The following is a 16637-nucleotide window of genomic DNA, read 5'->3' as shown; positions in this document are numbered from 1 at the left end:
ATGAGGGTAACTTAATTGTGTAGGAATGGATAGGAGTGAATAGTGTGTCAGAAGAAAAAATTTATGATGTCGTTATTATTGGTGCAGGACCAGCTGGTATGACAGCTGCAGTATATACATCTCGTGCAAATTTAAGCACATTAATGCTTGAGCGTGGTATTCCAGGTGGCCAAATGGCAAACACGGAAGATGTAGAAAACTACCCAGGTTATGAGTCTATTTTAGGACCAGATTTATCAAATAAAATGTTCGAGCATGCGAAGAAATTTGGTGCTGAATATGCATACGGTGATGTGAAAGAAGTCATCGATGGTAAGGAATACAAAACAATTATTGCTGGTAAAAAAGAATATAAAGCACGTGCAATTATCGTTGCAAGCGGTGCAGAGTATAAAAAAATTGGTGTACCGGGTGAAACAGAACTTGGCGGCCGCGGTGTATCATATTGTGCAGTATGTGACGGAGCATTCTTTAAAGGAAAAGAACTTATCGTAATTGGCGGCGGAGATTCTGCTGTTGAAGAGGGTGTGTTCTTAACGCGCTTCGCATCAAAAGTAACGATCGTTCACCGTCGTGACACGCTTCGTGCACAGAAAATTTTACAAGACCGTGCTTTCCAAAACGAAAAAGTAGATTTCATTTGGAACCACACGATAAAAGAAATCAACGAAGCAAGTGGTAAAGTAGGAAGTGTAACACTTGTGGACGTAAATAGTGGAGAAGAGAAAGAAGTCAAAACTGACGGCGTATTCGTATACATCGGTATGTTACCTTTATCAAAACCATTTGTTGAACTAGGTATTACAAATGAAAATGGTTACCTTGAAACGAACGAGCGTATGGAAACGAAAATTCCTGGTATTTTCGCAGCTGGTGATGTTCGTGAAAAAATGCTTCGTCAAATTGTAACTGCAACAGGTGACGGTAGTATTGCAGCGCAAAGTGCACAACATTACGTAGAAGAATTATTAGAGGAATTAAAAACTGTATCAGAAAAATAAGGGATAATATACCTTGTGAGAAGAAAGCTACCGACAGGAGCTTTCTTCTTTTTTTGTGTGAAAATGTCAAAGTTTTGTCAAAAAATATAAGGATTATAAGCTTTCTTATTGATATACTGGACTTTACGGAAAAAATCACTATAAGAAATGAGGAATTTATTCAGTATGGAATGGCGTAATATATATCGTGGATTTTGTATGGGCGTTAGTGATTTAATTCCTGGTGTGAGCGGCGGTACAATCGCTGTTGTGTTAGGGATTTATGAACAATTGCTTGCGGCAATTAGTGGATTCTTTAGTCGTGAATGGAAAAAACATTTAGGATTTTTAATTCCACTTGCAGCTGGTGTGGCAGCGGCATTTTTAACGTTAAGTCACGTTATTAAATATTTACTTGCAAATCATTATGAACCGACTCAATTTTTCTTCCTCGGTTTAATTATTAGTATATTACCGATGTTAATGAGGGAAGCTGATGCAAAGTCGTCGTTTAAAGGTAAGCACATCGTTTTATTAATAGTTGCAACAATTCTTGTTGCGATTACAGCTTTCTTTAAACCAGATAAGGCAGCAGATCCAATTACGACGTTAACAATTTTAAATGCAATTGGTTTATTTTTCGCAGGATGGATGGCTAGTATGGCCATGCTGCTTCCTGGAATTAGTGGATCGTTTATTTTATTAATTATTGGTGTGTATCCAACAGCAATTAACGCTTTAACTACACTTAACTTACCTTTAATCGTGGTTATCGGTGCTGGTGTTATGGTTGGATTTGTTGTAAGTAGTAAAGGCATTAGTTTTTTATTAGATCGTTATAAAAGTATGACATTTGCGGCAATTATTGGACTTGTAATCGGTTCGATTGTAATTGTATTCCCTGGGATTCCGACTGGCGGATTTTCAATTATAAGTTCAATTATTACCTTTGTTTTAGGATTTGCGATTGTTACTTATTTCGGTAAGAAATAAGTACTTTAATCCCCTTGGCGATAAAAAGCGTTAAGGGGATTTTTCATGCTATTCATTCAAAGGATAAGCATTTACATTGCTTGTTATAGAAAGCTTTTTTAAAATTGCTGAGTAGCATATGCTTAGCGAAAGAGGACTGGCTCCTTCGTTGTAGCAAACTGTTTTTGATAGTATAATGAAAGAAGTATGCAGTGAGGAATTTTACTGCAAGTAGCTGAGGTGAAGAAACATGCAAAGAGTGACAAACTGTGTGTTAATTAGAGATAATGAAGTACTCTTACTCCAAAAACCTCGCCGAAATTGGTGGGTTGCACCAGGCGGGAAAATGGAGCGTGGTGAGACTGTAAGAGATTCCGTTGTTCGCGAGTATCGTGAAGAAACAGGTATTTATTTGAAAAACCCAGCGTTAAAGGGGGTCTTCACCTTTGTCATCCAAGAAGGTGATAAAGTTGTTTCTGAATGGATGATGTTCTCCTTTTTAGCGACAGATTTTGCAGGAGAAAACAAACTAGAGAGCGAAGAAGGCATCATTGGTTGGCATACATTTGATAAAATTGATGATTTAGCAATGGCGCCAGGAGATTATCACATTATTGATTATTTAATTAAAGGAAATGGCATAATCTACGGTACATTTGTATATACCCCAGATTTTGAGTTGCTTTCATATCGATTAGATCCGAGTTAAACCGTCAAGGAGAGGATACAATGACAGAGAATAATGATATAAAAATGGTAATTATTACAGGGATGTCTGGAGCTGGAAAAACAGTAGCTTTACAAAGTTTTGAAGATTTAGGATATTTTTGTGTGGATAATTTACCACCGATGTTATTGCCAAAGTTTATTGAGCTTATGGCGGATTCAAAAGGGAAAATGAATAAAGTGGCACTTGGTATTGATTTACGTGGCCGCGAGTTTTTCGAACATTTATGGGGAGCACTTGATGATTTATCAGAACGTACATGGATTATTCCTCATATTTTATTTTTAGATGCGAAAGATAGTACGCTTGTAACTCGTTATAAAGAAACGAGACGTTCGCATCCACTTGCACCAACTGGTTTGCCGTTAAAGGGAATCGAAGCAGAGCGTAATTTATTAACAGATATGAAGGCACGAGCGAATATTGTGCTTGATACATCGGATTTAAAACCGAAAGAATTACGTGAAAAAATTGTTCACTTGTTCTCAACAGAAACTGAGCAAGCATTTCGTGTAAATGTTATGTCATTTGGATTTAAGTACGGTATTCCAATTGATGCAGATTTAGTATTTGATGTTCGTTTTTTACCAAATCCATATTACATTCCACACATGAAGCCATTAACAGGACTAGATGAAGAAGTTTCTTCGTATGTACTGAAATTTAATGAGACACATAAGTTTTTAGAGAAGTTGACGGATCTGATTACTTTCATGCTGCCTCATTATAAAAGAGAAGGCAAAAGTCAACTTGTAATTGCAATTGGATGTACAGGTGGACAGCATCGTTCTGTTACGCTTACAGAATACCTTGGGAAACATTTGAAACCAGAGTATAGTGTTCATGTATCTCATCGTGATGTGGAGAAGAGAAAGGGCCATTAAGGGATGAAAAAAGAGAGAAAGCCTAAAATTGTCATCATGGGAGGCGGAACTGGACTCTCTGTTTTATTAAGAGGATTAAAGCAATATCCTGTTGATATTACAGCAGTTGTTACAATTGCTGATGATGGTGGCAGTTCGGGTAGATTACGTGATGAGCTAGAAATTCCACCTCCAGGTGACATCCGTAACGTACTTGTTGCGTTATCGGATGTAGAGCCACTGGTGGAAGCTTTATTTCAGCACCGTTTCACAACAGGAGACGGACTGAAAGGTCATGCGTTAGGAAATCTATTGTTGGCAGGTATGACCTCGATTACAGGAGACTTTTTCCATGCAATTACAGAAACAAGTAAAGTATTAAATGTCAGAGGACGTGTATTACCAGCAGCGAATCAAAGTGCGGTACTTCATGCGGAACTTGAAGATGGGGAAATTGTAACAGGTGAATCAAAGATTCCTTATTACGGAAAGAAGATTAATCGTGTCTTTTTAACTCCAGAAGATGTAGAGCCATTGCATGAAACGTTGGCTGAGATTAAACGAGCTGATTTACTTGTTTTCGGTCCTGGAAGTTTGTATACGAGTATATTGCCCAATTTAGTTGTTAACAAAATTGGAGACGCTGTTCTTGCTGCAAAGGCGAAGAAGGTATATGTATGTAACGTTATGACACAAGCGGGTGAAACGATGGGATATACTGCTTTTGATCATGTGCAGGCGTTACACGATCATTTAGGGCAACCATTTATCAATACTGCAATTGTAAATAACCGTGAGATTCCTTGTGAATTACGCAAGTCATATGAGGAAGAAATGTCTACACCAGTTGTAGTGGATGAAGAACGTTTTGTTGAAAATAATATTGATGTTATTCAAGAGGGATTAGCGAAGTATGATGATCATGTTGTAAGGCATGATACGTTAAAGTTAGCGTCCATTTTATATTCATTGTTATAAATATGCGTTGCCTCGTTTGAGGTAGCGCTCCTCATTCATATAGGACAAGAATTTTGTTCCATAATAATCGTATAAGGAGGTGTTGACTGTGTCATTTGCATCAGAAACAAAGAAAGAGTTGACGAATCTTGAGATGAAGGAATGCTGTGAGAAAGCAGAATTATCAGCGTTACTTCGAATGAACGGGTCGCTTTCTTTTTCAAACCGTCGTCTATCTATCGATATTCAAACGGAAAATGCGGCAATTGCAAGAAGGATTTATACGCTTTTGAAAAAAGGATATGACGTGACGGTAGAATTGCTTGTCCGTAAAAAAATGCGCTTGAAGAAAAATAATGTATATATTGTGCGGCTTGTTGAGAAGTCTCGCGAAATATTAGCTGATCTTCATATCGTTCGAGATGACTTTTCATTTATTCGAAATATATCACAAGAATTGATTGAGAAGAAATGTTGTAAACGATCGTACTTACGTGGCGCATTTTTAGCAGGTGGTTCAGTAAATAACCCAGAAACATCATCTTATCATTTAGAAATCTTTTCGTTATATAAGGAACATAATGATGCTATATGTGAACTGATGAACGGATTTGATTTAAATAGTAAGACGTTGGAAAGAAGAAAAGGGTACATTACGTATTTGAAAGAAGCAGAAAAAATTACAGAGTTTTTAAATATTATAGGTGCTCATAATGCACTTTTAAGATTTGAAGATATTCGAATCGTACGTGATATGCGTAATTCTGTAAATCGTTTAGTGAACTGCGAAACAGCTAATTTAAATAAAACAATTGGTGCAGCACTAAGACAGATTGAAAATATTCGTTATATTGATGAGACAGTTGGTCTTGATATTTTGCCGGATAAATTACAAGAGATTGCACAATTACGAAGAGATTATCAAGATGTAACATTGAAAGAGTTAGGTGAGATGGTATCCGGGGGGAAGATTAGTAAGTCGGGTATTAATCATCGTTTGCGTAAAATCGATGAAATCGCAGAGAAATTACGCGCGGGGGAAACGTTAGTAAAAAAATAAGAGGTTAAAGGGGAAATGGAGCTGTGGTTCAAAAACGAGTTCAGGTTTCATTAAAAAACGGTTTACAAGCACGTCCGGCTGCGTTGTTTGTACAAGAGGCAAATCGCTTTCATGCAGATATCTTCATCGAGAAAGATGGAAAGACAGTAAATGCAAAGAGCATAATGGGGATTATGAGCTTAGCAATTGGAACTGGAAGCATGATAACAATTACAACAGAAGGTTCAGATGCAGAAGAGGCTTTAGAAGCATTAGCTGCATATGTACAATAAAAAGCTATCGCGTATATGCGATAGCTTTTTGTTTTTGCAGTTTACTTAAAGGGAGTTTTCGGGGTAGGGGGTATGTAGGTGGTTTGTCCTTGTCGTAGATTGTCGGTAAATCGATATGTTGTGTCGAACCGTTGATATATTAAAAAAATCGTTGATATAATTTAAGTTTTGTTCGATATAATTGAAAAATCGTTGATATATTTAGGTAAATACCAGGGTGGGTATCCAGACGGAGGTGCATGATAATAAAAAAGCGCCCTGTAATAGGGCGCTTTTTTTTATGTATCCAGCTCCAGCGGCTAGAATCTCCGGTCGCTTCGCCCCTTCATTCGAGGCAAAAAGCGCCTCGGAATCAGGTGCTCCATCGCCCTGCGATTCTAAACGAGCCGCTTCTGCTTTTAGTTATTAACGATTTGTAAAGATCTTATCGATTAAACCGTATTCTAAAGCTTTTTCTGCTGTCATGAAGTTGTCGCGGTCTGTGTCGCGTTGTAGTACTTCAAGTGGTTGACCAGTGCGGTCAGCAAGAATTTGGTTTAGTTTTTCACGTAAGAATAGGATACGTTTTGCAGCGATTTCGATTTCAGTCGCTTGACCTTGTGCTCCACCAAGTGGTTGGTGAATCATTACTTCACTGTTTGGAAGTGCATAACGTTTTCCTTTTTCACCTGCTGCAAGTAAGAATGCACCCATAGATGCAGCCATACCGATACAGATTGTTGATACTTGTGGTTTAATAAACTGCATTGTATCATAGATTGCCATACCCGCTGTGATAGAACCACCAGGGCTGTTGATGTAGATGTGAATATCTTTTTCTGGATCTTGAGATTCCAAGAATAAAAGCTGGGAAACGATTGAGTTAGCTACGTTGTCATCAATTGCACTACCAAGCATAATGATGCGGTCTTTTAATAGTCGAGAGTAAATATCGTAAGCGCGTTCTCCACGATTTGTTTGTTCAATTACTGTAGGAATTAAATTCATCTGTTATTTCCTCCTTATAAAGCTTTCTTAGTCTTATAATACAATTATGGTCAATAAAGGTCAAACGAAACCACTTTAAATCAAAAAAATATGTAGTTGTACCATGAAATATTCGCTATGTTTTCGAAATTCCCTGCTTATGTATCTTCAACATCATAACCGAATTACATAAATTTAAACGTTATGAAAACTGGAGAAAAAAGAAAAGAACGCCTTTTAACTGAAGCGTTCTTTCGATAATTAGTCTTTTAAAAGATAGGTTACTTTATTTAAAATCTTTTCGATTTGTTTCGCGTTTTTACTATACATTTCGCTTGCTGATTTCGACTTTGTTTCTAAGGAAAATAGTTCAAGATCAGCATGACATTTTTTTAAAGATGCTAATAATAAAGGTTTGTTTTGAGGAGAAGGCATCTGGAGTTTGTCATTGTAAATGTCGATAGTAAGTTGTCCGTATGAATCCACTTGACCGAGGAAGACATTTTCAATAACAACACCGAGTTTTTCTAATTCTGAATGTAGCCAAGCGCGGTTATGTCCGCTTGCTGAAAGAGGTTCATCTAGTACATTTCCATCCATAATAACAGTTTGTGGTTCTTTCTCGTTTGGTACTTTTAAACCGATGTCTTTTGCTGTAAGTGGCTGGGAATCTTTCTTTAATAATACATTTAATTCTCCGCTTGGTTCTAAGACAGCAAATTCGACTTCAGCTACGCTGAACGCACTTTTTCCACGGAGAAGTTCCAGTAATTCGTCACTCGTATATTTTTCTTTCTTCAAGTTATCTTCGAGTATCTTTCCGTCTTTTATTAATACGGTAGATTTCCCTTCAAAGAAGTCCCGAGCTGTTTTGTTCTTTAAAGAGAGGATTCCTGTTAAAAAAGGTACCACAGCGAAAATGAGTATCGCAAAGACGCCGTGAAAAAATTTTGAATCGAGCCCTGTAGATACTTGGGCAGCGATGTCACCAATCGTCATTCCGGCTATGTATTCAAAAAAGGAAAGCTGAGAGATTTGTCTTTTCCCTAACCATTTCGTAATAGCGAATAAAATAATTAATATGAATACAGAGCGAAGAATGACAAGTGTCCATTCCGGCAGGTGAGACATAGTCGTTTCCTCCAGTCTACTTAAAACCCTTTATATTGAGGTTCTTCACGTTCTAATACTGAAATTCTATCCTTTAAATCAGCGATGACGCTGTCCATTTCTAACATACATTCATGAAATACGCGTTTTGATTCTTCGTCTTGTGAATTTAATGAAAGGGAGCTTAAACTTGCTTGGGCGCCCCTTACACTAGCAAGGCAAGTTTTTACGCTAGCGATAACAGTCATATAAATACCTCTTATCCTTTCGGTTTGAATAATAATGCTCCAATGAAGCCGAAAATAATAGCTGCTGATACACCAGCGCTCGTTACTTTAAACATGCCGGTAATAACGCCAACGATGCCATGTTTTGCAGCTTCTTCCATTGCGCCATGAACGAGGGCATTACCAAAGCTTGTAATAGGTACAGTTGCCCCGGCTCCAGCGAAATCAATTAATGGCTCATACAAATTAAATCCATCTAATATAGCTCCAGCAACAACGAGTGTTGCCATTGTATGAGCGGGTGTTAGTTTGCCGACATCAAACATAAGTTGGCCGATTACACATATGAGTCCGCCAATGACGAAAGCCCAGAAAAAAATCATTGCGTTGCACCTCCAAATTCAATCGAAACGGCATGAGCGATACACGGAATCGTTTCTTCTTGTTGGAATGTAAGTGGAGATAGTAAAGCGCCTGTCGCAACGACAAGTATTTTTTTGAACTCTCCTCTTTTCATTCGGTTTAATAAATGACCGTACACGACTGTTGCGGAACATCCAGGCCCACTAGCACCAGCTATGACAGGTTGTCCTTCTCTATAAATGATAATTCCGCAATCTTGAAATTGTTCGCTCGTTACTTTCGTTCCGTGTTTATGTAGTAAGTCATAAGCAATTTCGCGTCCTACATGTCCGAGATCGCCTGTTACGATTAAATCGTAGTAAGAGGCATCAATTTGGCGTTCACGTAAATGGGCTTCAATTGTATCAACTGCAGCTGGAGCCATTGCGCCTCCCATATTAAACGGATCCGTTAATCCCATATCAACAACTCGCCCAATCGTTGCAGATGTTACTCTTGGACCATGGCCAGTATCGCTTAAAATAGCGGCTCCTGCTCCGGTTACTGTCCACTGTGCAGTAGGCGGCTTTTGTCCACCGTATTCGGTAGGGTAGCGGAATTGTTTTTCTACAGCAGTATTATGGCTTGAAGCTCCAGTTAATAAATATTTTGCACCTTTTGCATTTACGATACTTGCTCCAAGTGCTAAACCTTCCATAGAAGTAGAGCAAGCCCCGAATAATCCGAGATAAGGAGTGCCCAGTGTGCGGCAAGCAAAGCTTGTTGGAGTAATTTGATTAATTAAATCTCCTGCGAGTACGAATTGAATATCATCTTTACGAAGCTCTGCTTTTTCAGTAGCGCGACTACAAGCTTCTTCGAATAAAATTTTATGTGCTTTTTCATAGGAATCTTGTCCGAGCCATAAATCTTCATGAAGGATATCGAAGTCTTCTGGGATGTTCCCCTTTGCTTCAAATGGTCCACCGACAACCCCTGTTGAGATAATGACTGGTTTGTTTTCAAATACCCACGTTCGGTGTCCTTGTAACATTTATAGCCCTCCCCATTGAACGAGAATAGTTTTAATAAGTGCGATGACGAAAGCGGAAAATACACCAAATAAAATAACAGAACCAGCTAGTTTAAACATATTGCCGCCAACGCCAAGGACAAATCCTTCCGTTCGATGCTCAATACATGCGGCAATAACAGAGTTACCAAATCCAGTAACAGGTACAGCTGTACCTGCTCCGGCAAACTGTCCAAAACGATCGTATATACCAAATCCAGTTAGTAACATGGAGATGAAAATGAGAGTTGCGACTGTTGGATTGCCTGCTGAGCGTTCAGTGAAATCAAAATATGTGATGTAAAAAGTAGAAATGAGTTGTCCGATGAAGCAAATAAAACCACCGACGAAAAAGGCTTTTATACAATTTTTTAAGACAGGTCGTTTCGGTTCGCGTTCTTGTTCGAATTTTTTATACTCCTGTTGTACAGGGGTTAAGTTTTTATCTTTACTAGCCATTGCAATCCTTCCTTTTCTTTTAAAAAGCGTTAAGTGTTAGACTCCATTTTTTTACCAATGAATTTTAATTGTTTATTAATTTCATCTTTAGATACTTCTTTTTCCTTAATTTTTCTTTCGAGTTTTTCGAGTAACCTAAAGATTTTTTTATCTGTACTGACACGAACATCGAAAGTAGGGTGCTCATCACTTAGTTGCTTTTGAAGCTTTTTACGCAGCGGCTTTAATCCAAACCTTTCGTGATGCTCAGGTGTAACTGCTATGTAGAGATCTAAATTTGAATTCACTGCTGTGCTTTTTATAATTTCATCCATAGCGAGAGCTCTTTTTTTCGCTCCTTGTGATATAGATTGATTAAAGGATTCCGTACTCGTCTTTGTTAACTTTGGACCTTTTTCTTTCTCCGTTCGTTTTGCTTCTTCTTTCACTTTTTTATCTAAAGGACTATTATCACATCCGGTAAAAGAGCTAAATAGAAGTGCAAATAATGCGGTTATGAGGCCGAGTTTTCGCATAATTATCATTCCATTTCTATTGCAATATGTAATGTGATAGAAAAAGGATGACTGCATATCATCCTTTTTCTATTTCACAGCAAGACCGATTCGTTATTGCTGTGAGTATTGTGGTTCTTCTTGTTGGACTTCTTCAACGCGTGGGTTTAAAGAATCGATAATCGTTTGTGTTTGCTGCGCAGCTGTTTGGAAAAGTTGCTTCGCTTGTTGGTTATCCGTATCAAGAGCGAATCCCTCTAAGCTAGCTTGTGCACTTTTTAATCCAGAAACAGTTTGCTTTAATTTTGTAATTACAGTCATTGAATGAAGCCCCCTTTGGAATATCAATTCAAAGATTATAATTTGTGAGTTGGGGTGAATTTATGATTGGAAAATTTAGGGGTGGAATAGATTTTATATGCTTTTAGCTAAGGTGCATAAGGTATTATGGGGATATTTTTATTGATTTAGATGGATTTTATTGCTATTATTATGAGAAGAAAATGAAGTGTTTTCTATAATCATGCGCCCATAGCTCAGTCGGATAGAGCGGTGGTTTCCGGTACCACGTCTGCCGGGGGTTCGAATCCCTCTGGGCGCGTCAAAAAGTCCTAACTTACGTTTTGTAGGTTAGGACTTTTTTATTTATCTCATTATTTGAGGGTTAAACAAAACAAACTGATGGAAGTCTCATTTTATATGTGTACTTTCAAAATGCCTTGTCTCATTGCTTCTGTTAAAGCTTCGGAGCGTGATCCTACTTTTAATTTTTTGAAGATTTTTGTTAGGTTGTATTCTACAGCTCTTGAACTCATGTACAGTTCATCAGCAATTTGTTTATTGCTACTTCCTTTAGAGACGGATTCTAAGATTTCTAATTCTTTTTGTGTAAGAAGAGCGGTTTTATTTTCAAGTTGTTGAGTCGTTATATCGTCTGTACGTAGTTGACGTAATAACGAAATAGGAAGTAAAGTATATCCGTTTACAGCTGCACGAATTGCCATTAATAGCTCTTGCTGAGAAGCTGATTTACTAATAATTCCGCTGATACCAGAGTTTATTAATAAATTGAATTGGGATACGTATTCAAAACCTGTATATAAAATGATTTTCGCATCTGTTTGAATATGTAATATTTTCTGGGCGAGTTCAATACCACTACAATTGGGCATATTCATATCCAAGAGGTATACGTCAAAAGGTGTAGCATCACTTTTTATAAGTGCTTCCTGTTCATTTAAAATATATTCTGCTTGCATATCTTCTTCTAATTCAATCATGCTCTTTGTTCCTTCGCCTACAATTTGATGATCATCTACAATTAATACTCGAATCATTATTTACCACCTCGGAACTGTAATGTTTATTTGAAGTCCTTTTTTAGCTTCGGATACTATATGTATTTCTCCACCAATTGATTGAAGCCTTCCTTTTATACCGGAAAGCCCCATATGCTGCTTAGGAGAGTAGGGAGTGTCTATATTAAAACCTTTGCCGTTGTCTCGGTAGTCTAGGAAAATACAGTTATTCTCTTCCCATAAAAAAATCGATACGATGGTTGCCTCGGAATGTTTATCTGCGTTTGTTAGTAGTTCTTGAATGATACGATATAAAGATAAAATTTTGTCAAAATCGTAATGATGCTCTTGAATTGATTCATGATCAAATTGAATTTGAAACTGCACACGTAATTGTGTTTGGGCTAGCAATTCTCTTAATGCACCAATTAAACCAGCATCTGATAAAAGTGATGGACGCAATTCATTACATGTGTCGCGAATTTGTTGTATTACATCGTGCATACCGAAGTGGATTTTTTTTAGTTCATTTTTTAATTCTAGTGGAACGGATTTGTTTTTTAGTAAAGAGTCTAGTTTGCGGTACCATACAATTTGATCTTGTAATGCAGAGTCGTGTAAATCTGAAGCAAGTCGGCGCCTTTCTTGTTCAGAAATTTGAAAGAGTAGGCGTGATAAGCTTGCAGAATTTGTTTTGGATTCTAAACTCTCCTGCTCTAGAGAATGAATAATTTCATTAATGGTATACAAGTTTTCGTAAATAAGACGGACGTATGTCGTGACAGTGATGAACCATGATTTTTCATGCGTATTATATTTAATATTATTCACTTTTCTTCCAATCCAGATGTAGTGTTTTATATGTTTAGTAGAGTATAAGTAAATACCGATGCATCCATCATCCTCTAATAAATCATTAATTAGTAATGCTGCCATACTCCATTTTTTCTTTTTAGAAAGTGTGAAATCTTTCGTTTGTCCATATCCGTTGCATTGTGTATATGTGTTGTCTTTCATATCATATTGAACAAATTGAACAAAAGAAGGTTTCAACATCGAAACGATTTCATTAGTGAATTTTTTCTCTAACTCTTCTGTTTTCATAATAGATGATAGCTGTGCGGTAAACTGTTCAATGTTTACGTATAAGTTTGTTTTAGTCCGAAAGAGGTGATTACGGAATGTAAAATCTAATCTTTCTTTTAATATGAGAAATAGAATGTTTAACGGGAAAATAATAATAAAACTTTGCAGCAGTCGAGAGAGAAAATTGTCTTTGTAATAAATGCTCCAGCTCGTAATGATTGCAATTAATAGAGTTGGGATTAGTGACAGAAATGCGTAATATCGTAAACGATCAAATACAAAATCTATATCAAAAATCTGCTTAGTCGCTACTAAATAAAAATAACCGATTGGAAGAGCGATTAGGAACATAGCTCCAATATCTGCTGAGAGAATCGGTGTACTGAATATTGCATCTGGAAGAGCATAGAGTGTAACGAACGGAAAGAAGGCAATGGAATGGATCGTGAGCATTAATTTTAAAAATGGTTTATGTACTGTATTGTGATATTTGATATAGGCACGGATTAAAAAGTATATGCAAAAGATAATATTTATTGAAAGATAAATTAGTTCTAATCCATCGGTATTAACTACGGGAAATGGAATGAACATCATTAAAATAGAGAGTGATAGTAAAATGATGCCAATTGCAATGTCGATTTTTAGAAATCTCATAGAAATGACGTATAGTTGTTTTTTCTTGAATAATTCATTCAATAATAAAATGAGAGACATAGGTGTACCTTGAAATACAATACTTAAAATAATGAGGGCGATAAAATCACCTTTACCAGATTCAACTGCAATTAGAAGACTTGAGGAAGTCATGAATAGAAACGTGATCAAAAAGAATGTTTCTCGGTTCAAAGGCTTCTTGGTATAAAGAAAAATAGATAACCCTAAACAAATAAAAGCGAGTAGGAAGGGGAAGTATACAGAAATGATTTTGTCACGATAATCAATGAAATGTTCTGTTCCTTTATAAGTTTGAGTGATATCGTCTTTTTTAACTTGTATTTCAGATGCATTTAGTGATTGGTTTTGATATCCAGGAAGTATTCCTAAATGAGGTTTCTCTTTATTAATTGAATAGATTATATCTCCTTCTTTTAAGTCTGTATGAAAAGCCCAACCGGAGGATTTAATTTTTGCTATTGTGTATGTAGCTGAGTCTGTTTTAGAAATAAGAACGCCGCTATATGGTTGGTTTATTTTATATAAGATATAGCCTTGTAAACAAAAATACAGGATAGTTACACATGAAATGAAAACGAAGTTACGTTGTATCTGCAACGGTTTGGACACCTCTCTTTGTAGGTACATCATTTAATTTCTGAATATTTTTATAATAACATTTAAGAAGTTTTCATACAATCAACTTCATCTGTTGAAATTGCGGTGAACCACATAAGAGTGTTTCGCTTTTTTTACGGTAAATACAGTACGGATTGCGGGCAATAGCATCAGAAAGAAGTCTATGATAAAGATACAACTTAACAAGTCAATGAAGGAGGAAATAGTTATGAAAAAGTTTTTGTTGATGGTAGGCGGGATTGTATTAGGAATGGCGGTTATTTATTTCGTAAAAAGCTAAAAGGAGCTGTTATGGATGGCATTTGAAATTCAAGGATTAAATAAAACATTTGGTGAATATAAAGCCGTTAATGATTTAAATATACGTGTAGAAGAAGGTGGAATTTTAGGGATGCTGGGCCGAAATGGTGCTGGTAAGACGACAACGATTCGTATGATCTTAGATTTAATCAAACCGGATAGCGGCCAAATTCTATGGAATAATCGCCCTTTTTCAAAGAAAGACCTATCTATTGGCTATTTACCAGAAGAGCGTGGATTATACCCGAAAATGAATGTAGTGGAGCAATTGGTGTATTTCGGCAAGTTAGAAGGAATGCCAGCTAATCTTGCAAAAAGGCATGCGTTACAATGGCTAGAAAAATTAGAAATGACACCACATTTAAAGAAGAAAACAGAGGAATTGTCAAAGGGAAATCAACAAAAAATACAATTGATTTCAGCGATATTGCATAATCCGGAATTCATCATACTAGATGAACCATTTAGTGGATTGGATCCTGTAAATGCAGAGATGTTAAAAAATGTTGTGCTCGAGTTAATTGCGCAAAGAAAAACGATTATTTTTTGTAGTCATCAAATGGACAGTGTAGAAACGTTCTGTGAGGAAATTTGTATTATGAAAAACGGTCAACTTGTATTATCGGGTGCCTTGTCAGATATTAAGAAAAGTTATCAATATAAATATATGACGTTGCAAACGGAAGGGGATATTGAACCTATTCTTAAGGAGAAGAATTTCAATTTTGAAAAAGTTAATCGTACGTTCATGATTAAAGTTAATGATGGAGAGGATGCATTTTCGCTGCTTGAAGATATTAAAACTAAACAATATATCCGAGATGTTTCTATTAAAGAACCTTCTTTACATCAAATCTTTGTTGAAAAGGCGGGTGCATAAGTAATGAGGAATTTCTGGATTGTTTTAGGGCAAACGTACTGGGACCGTGTGAGAACGAAAATATTTATTGGGATGACATTGCTATTAATAGGAGGAGGGATATTCTTATTCTCTTTTCCAACTTTAGTACAAAAGTTTTCTGGAGAGAAAGAAAAAGCAAAGGTTGTATTTATTTCTGAAGTACCTAATGTTACGGTGGATCAATCTAATCTTAGTAAAGCTCTTCCAGAATGGGATTGGTCTTTGGGAGATAAAACAAAATTAAATCAATATAAGCAAGAATTGTTAGATAAGAAAGTCGAAGCGCTCTTTATATTAAAAGAGGGTGCGGGTGCTGAACCAGTATTAGATTACTTTATGAAGCTAGATAATCCTAAGTTGATTCAAAGTGCACAGGTATTTGTACAAAATCAGTATTTTCAAAGTGCGGTAGTTAAGCAGCAGTTATCAGAAGAGGCTGTGAAATCACTGACGATGAACGTGCAAGCGACAAAACAAAACTTAAATAATGAAGAAACAAGTTCATTTTTACTAGTATATTTATTAGTAGCGATTATGTACTTAGCAATCACTTCATATGGAAATGCTATCGCGACAGCAGTTGCATCAGAGAAGGCCTCACGTGTTATGGAAGTGATGGTCACAAAAGTATCTCCTGTCCATATGGTTTTCGGGAAAATTTTAGGAGTCGGTCTTGCTAGTTTGACACAGTTATTTATCTTCTTCTTTAGTATGGCGCTATATATTAAATCTGGAATTTTTAAAGTATCGGATTCGTTTTTTGGAGTGAATATTGATGTAAATATGATTACAGGTGAGCACGCTGCATATTTCTTGTTATATTTTGTTCTCGGTTACTTCGTTTATGCGGCACTTTTCGCAGTGTTTGGTTCTATGGTAAGCAGGCCAGAAGAATTATCTGGAACAACGATGCCAATTACTCTTATATTGATGGGGAGCTTAGTGGTGGAGTTATTAGTAGTGCTTGATAACCCTGAAGGGCTAGTATCAAGGGTGACATCATATGTACCGTTTACAGCTCCAATTAGTATGATAGTTAGGATTATTAATGGGTCTGTGAGTGGTATGGAAATTGCAGCGTCTATATTGGTTCTGTTAAGTAGTATTAGCCTGATTTCTTTATTTGCTGCGAAAGTATATCCAAAGGGTATTTTGCGAAGCGGTAAGAGCTTGAAGTTATTTCAGCTTTTGAAAAATAGTTGATTAGTGGAAGAGAAGATGGGATCTTCTCTTTTTTTATTGCCCATTTTAATAT

19 protein-coding genes and 1 tRNA gene are annotated in these 16637 nt (G+C 36.6%); 10 read left to right on the top strand and 10 right to left on the bottom strand.

The features are described from left to right. The first annotated feature begins 44 nt into the window (after positions 1 to 44). The 7 genes from trxB (at position 45) to NST90_RS24405 (ending at position 5831) form a co-directional block, all read left to right on the top strand. Entirely contained in the window at positions 45 to 1001 is a 957-nt protein-coding gene (gene trxB / locus NST90_RS24435; protein ID WP_001288078.1) for a thioredoxin-disulfide reductase, read from the top strand. Positions 1002 to 1166: 165 nt separating this feature from the next. Continuing rightward, positions 1167 to 1973 (top strand): DUF368 domain-containing protein, encoded by an 807-nt coding sequence (locus NST90_RS24430; RefSeq protein ID WP_069604505.1) that lies wholly within the window; start codon positions 1167 to 1169, stop codon positions 1971 to 1973. 229 nt (positions 1974 to 2202) lie between these two features. Continuing rightward, on the top strand, positions 2203 to 2661 hold the full coding sequence (locus NST90_RS24425; protein ID WP_001190080.1) for an 8-oxo-dGTP diphosphatase: 459 nt from the start codon (positions 2203 to 2205) through the stop codon (positions 2659 to 2661). Between the two features lie 20 nt (positions 2662 to 2681). Continuing rightward, entirely contained in the window at positions 2682 to 3563 is an 882-nt protein-coding gene (gene rapZ, locus NST90_RS24420; RefSeq protein WP_000138459.1) for an RNase adapter RapZ, read from the top strand. 3 nt (positions 3564 to 3566) lie between these two features. Further along, the gene (locus tag NST90_RS24415; protein ID WP_000712188.1) at positions 3567 to 4520 is read left to right on the top strand and encodes a YvcK family protein; all 954 of its coding nucleotides are present in this window, start codon (positions 3567 to 3569) and stop codon (positions 4518 to 4520) included. A gap of 88 nt (positions 4521 to 4608) precedes the next feature. Further along, the gene (gene whiA, locus NST90_RS24410) at positions 4609 to 5559 is read left to right on the top strand and encodes a DNA-binding protein WhiA (RefSeq protein WP_000006558.1); all 951 of its coding nucleotides are present in this window, start codon (positions 4609 to 4611) and stop codon (positions 5557 to 5559) included. A gap of 23 nt (positions 5560 to 5582) precedes the next feature. After that, positions 5583 to 5831, top strand: a complete 249-nt coding sequence (locus NST90_RS24405) for an HPr family phosphocarrier protein (protein ID WP_000250307.1) — start codon at positions 5583 to 5585, stop codon at positions 5829 to 5831. 405 nt (positions 5832 to 6236) lie between these two features. Here the strand turns inward: NST90_RS24405 and clpP are convergent, their stop codons facing one another. From clpP to NST90_RS24365, 8 genes are all read right to left on the bottom strand, one after another. After that, entirely contained in the window at positions 6237 to 6818 is a 582-nt protein-coding gene (gene clpP / locus NST90_RS24400; RefSeq protein ID WP_001049162.1) for an ATP-dependent Clp endopeptidase proteolytic subunit ClpP, read from the bottom strand. Positions 6819 to 7058: 240 nt separating this feature from the next. Next, complete coding sequence (locus NST90_RS24395) at positions 7059 to 7928, bottom strand: DUF421 domain-containing protein (protein WP_000018924.1); 870 nt, start codon at positions 7926 to 7928, stop codon at positions 7059 to 7061. A gap of 20 nt (positions 7929 to 7948) precedes the next feature. Further along, entirely contained in the window at positions 7949 to 8155 is a 207-nt protein-coding gene (locus NST90_RS24390; RefSeq protein ID WP_000215909.1) for a DUF1657 domain-containing protein, read from the bottom strand. Positions 8156 to 8166: 11 nt separating this feature from the next. Beyond that, a complete protein-coding gene (gene spoVAE / locus NST90_RS24385) occupies positions 8167 to 8517 on the bottom strand; it encodes a stage V sporulation protein AE (RefSeq protein WP_000575919.1) in 351 nt (116 codons plus the stop codon). Further along, a complete protein-coding gene (gene spoVAD, locus NST90_RS24380) occupies positions 8514 to 9530 on the bottom strand; it encodes a stage V sporulation protein AD (protein WP_000938972.1) in 1017 nt (338 codons plus the stop codon). Before spoVAD ends, spoVAE begins: the two co-directional genes overlap by 4 nt. Continuing rightward, positions 9531 to 10007, bottom strand: a complete 477-nt coding sequence (gene spoVAC, locus NST90_RS24375) for a stage V sporulation protein AC (protein ID WP_000146953.1) — start codon at positions 10005 to 10007, stop codon at positions 9531 to 9533. Between the two features lie 29 nt (positions 10008 to 10036). Further along, complete coding sequence (locus tag NST90_RS24370) at positions 10037 to 10522, bottom strand: YhcN/YlaJ family sporulation lipoprotein (RefSeq protein ID WP_069604293.1); 486 nt, start codon at positions 10520 to 10522, stop codon at positions 10037 to 10039. 93 nt (positions 10523 to 10615) lie between these two features. After that, complete coding sequence (locus NST90_RS24365) at positions 10616 to 10822, bottom strand: DUF1657 domain-containing protein (RefSeq protein ID WP_000216166.1); 207 nt, start codon at positions 10820 to 10822, stop codon at positions 10616 to 10618. A 204-nt stretch (positions 10823 to 11026) separates the two neighbouring features. Between NST90_RS24365 and NST90_RS24360 the strand changes: the two genes are divergently transcribed. After that, positions 11027 to 11102: transfer RNA gene (locus NST90_RS24360), tRNA-Arg, on the top strand. A gap of 94 nt (positions 11103 to 11196) precedes the next feature. Here the strand turns inward: NST90_RS24360 and NST90_RS24355 are convergent. Beyond that, positions 11197 to 11838: a response regulator transcription factor gene (locus NST90_RS24355; RefSeq protein WP_000621765.1), complete on the bottom strand. Its 642-nt coding sequence runs from the start codon at positions 11836 to 11838 to the stop codon at positions 11197 to 11199. A gap of 3 nt (positions 11839 to 11841) precedes the next feature. Continuing rightward, positions 11842 to 14160: a sensor histidine kinase gene (locus NST90_RS24350; RefSeq protein WP_001166941.1), complete on the bottom strand. Its 2319-nt coding sequence runs from the start codon at positions 14158 to 14160 to the stop codon at positions 11842 to 11844. Between the two features lie 316 nt (positions 14161 to 14476). Between NST90_RS24350 and NST90_RS24345 the strand changes: the two genes are divergently transcribed. Further along, positions 14477 to 15361, top strand: a complete 885-nt coding sequence (locus tag NST90_RS24345) for an ATP-binding cassette domain-containing protein (protein WP_000863491.1) — start codon at positions 14477 to 14479, stop codon at positions 15359 to 15361. 3 nt (positions 15362 to 15364) lie between these two features. Next, positions 15365 to 16585, top strand: a complete 1221-nt coding sequence (locus NST90_RS24340; RefSeq protein ID WP_001243610.1) for an ABC transporter permease — start codon at positions 15365 to 15367, stop codon at positions 16583 to 16585. Positions 16586 to 16637 lie beyond the last annotated feature (52 nt).

Source organism: Bacillus sp. FSL E2-8900 (assembly GCF_037966225.1).
GTDB classification, from domain to species: domain Bacteria; phylum Bacillota; class Bacilli; order Bacillales; family Bacillaceae_G; genus Bacillus_A; species Bacillus_A cereus.
The sequence above is the reverse complement of the archived record's forward strand: the minus strand, read 5'-3'. Positions and strand labels throughout refer to the sequence as shown.